Here is a 2,163-nt window from a genome sequence, read left to right as displayed (position 1 = left end):
CCAACCCCATTCTTCCACTCCCACGGAAATTTGCGAACCGGGACGGACATCTCCTTTCGATAAGTCTATCAGAGTCACACTGACTGCGGCGAATAGACTGCCACGATAAATCGGTTGTCCTTTGTTGTTAGTATTTTTAAAACTAAGGCTAGAAACTTGGGGGGGTTGACCGGAGCGCGTCCAGCGAATGCGCTCAAAACGTCCATTGAGAAATTCTGCCGAATAGGACCAACCGTTATTCATGCGGCCTTGACAAAAAAGCTGTTGTGTGGCTACAGTAGCAGGAATATTGACAGATAAACTCAGAAGGCTGAATGTACCGAGAGCGATCGGCAAAAATTTCATAAAAGTTGGCACTATAGGGTCAAATAATCCTATTATAAGTTCTTAGCTCGCGAATTTAACTATCGCAGCTGCGGTAAGTTCTGGTTTTTCGAGGTGGGGAACATGGCCACAGCGAGGAATCCAGACCAGTTGATTATTGGGCAAAGCCTGCTGAAATTTCTTCGCGTCTTCTGTGCCTAAAATTCGATCGTTTTCTCCCCAAATAATCAGAGTTTCTCGGTTTATTTGGCTTAATTTCGGCAAAAATGCCCCATAACCGCCACTTTTGGTAAAGGAGATTAAAGCCTCACTCCAGTGGGGACAATTCAGGTGCAGACTAGCACAGGTGCAAGCATCAACACTAGCCAAAGTTTGATCGAAATAGGCGGTACGACTGATATTTTGGCGCACGCGGGGATTGGCTAAAAAATTAGTTGCCCACTTATCGAGGGGAGAAAACATCAATTTACCCAAAACTGGGGGGTTAGCTAGTCCTGCGCTGTCAATCAGGACTAATTTTGCCACTATTTCTGGGTAGGAGAGGGCAAAATCGAGGGCCACTGCACCCCCCATGGAAGCACCGACTAAAATTATCGGTTCGGCGATCGCAGTTCTCCAGAAATGGTAAAGATGGCTTTTAATAGTTTCGGGAGATACTTCTAAATCTGGCTCTCGCTCAGTAAAACCGAAGCCGAGTAGATCTATCGCCCAAGTTTCCCTATTTTGGGCGAGTAAAGGTAGTAAACGCCGAAATTCCAGCAGGGAACTATCAAAACCGTGCAGGAGGACAAAAGGCGGTTGACCTTGCCCTTGTTGACTATAGGTAGTTAGAATCGATCGGGGATAGATGGGGCTATCGATGGCAATTTGCTGGATATTTTCGAGGAGAGCAAGGGAGGTATCTTCGCTCAATCCCTCGCTAACAGTGGGTAAAAAGTTAGGATAATTCACGGATGAGGGGGACAGTTTTTTCTAGAGTTTCCGAACATCGGCGTTGATTTTATCAGCCTGTATCCAAGATTTCCGGTCAAAAAAACCCAGGCTGATAACTGATAGCTGAAAGTTATCTTAATAGCTAATTTCGAGGGTGACAGCAGCGCGCAGGGTTTGTTCCCCTCCGATAACCGGGCTACTGGCAGCATCGGCACTCCGACTCCGAAAAACCGCTTCTGAGCGAGCTATTGGCACGGGATTACCTGTATTACCCACTTGGATAGAAACCGTTTCTTTCGCCACTAAACCGAGGGCTTGTAACACGATTGTCGCCTGTTCTCTAGCTTGTTCCGTGGCTTTGATGAGAGCGGTTCTTTGGGCAGCTGCGATCGCTGATTCCCCAGCAGTAAAACTGACCCCATCGATGCGTGTTGCCCCGACTTTCACCGCTTCATCGATTAAAATCCCCGCTTGGGCTATATCGATCTGAAAACTAATCAAATTAGCCCCGATATAACCGATTAAACGTCTTTGGTTGTTGCTGAAGTCGTAATTGGGCTGTAAACTGATGCCGGTGGTTTCCAATTTTTCCACTTGACGGGAACGGAGAAATTTAACCACCGCATCGCTACGATTGGCGGTTTCCCGCTGCACTTTCCCCGCTTCTTTGCCTTGAACTTCTACCCCTAAGCGCACTACTGCTTGAGAAGTGGCGATATTTTCTATTCCTTCCCCCGTCACGGTAATTGTCCTCAATTCTCTTTCGTTTGCGTAACTAGGCATAACTAATCCGGTGTTGATGAGGATAAGGGACAGCAAAAAAGCCAAGCAAAATTTTCTGTAATTCATGAAAAATCCGTAGCGATCGATACTATATTTCGATTCTAGCCTTTATTTTGGGCAATT

General features: G+C 46.4%; 3 protein-coding genes. All 3 read right to left on the bottom strand.

Annotated features, from left to right (window positions below; translation table 11 throughout):
• Positions 1-345 (bottom strand): hypothetical protein (locus PX481_RS17740; RefSeq protein ID WP_288095257.1); only part of this gene is annotated, 345 nt, incomplete at its 3' end.
• Between the two features lie 42 nt (positions 346-387).
• On the bottom strand, positions 388-1,275 hold the full coding sequence (locus PX481_RS17735) for an alpha/beta fold hydrolase (RefSeq protein WP_002758663.1): 888 nt from the start codon (positions 1,273-1,275) through the stop codon (positions 388-390).
• Between the two features lie 117 nt (positions 1,276-1,392).
• Positions 1,393-2,106, bottom strand: a complete 714-nt coding sequence (locus PX481_RS17730) for an SIMPL domain-containing protein (RefSeq protein WP_002758662.1) — start codon at positions 2,104-2,106, stop codon at positions 1,393-1,395.
• Between the last annotated feature and the right edge of the window lie 57 nt (positions 2,107-2,163).

Source organism: Microcystis sp. M53603_WE2 (assembly GCF_030065435.1).
This window is presented reverse-complemented; position numbering and strand designations above follow the sequence as displayed.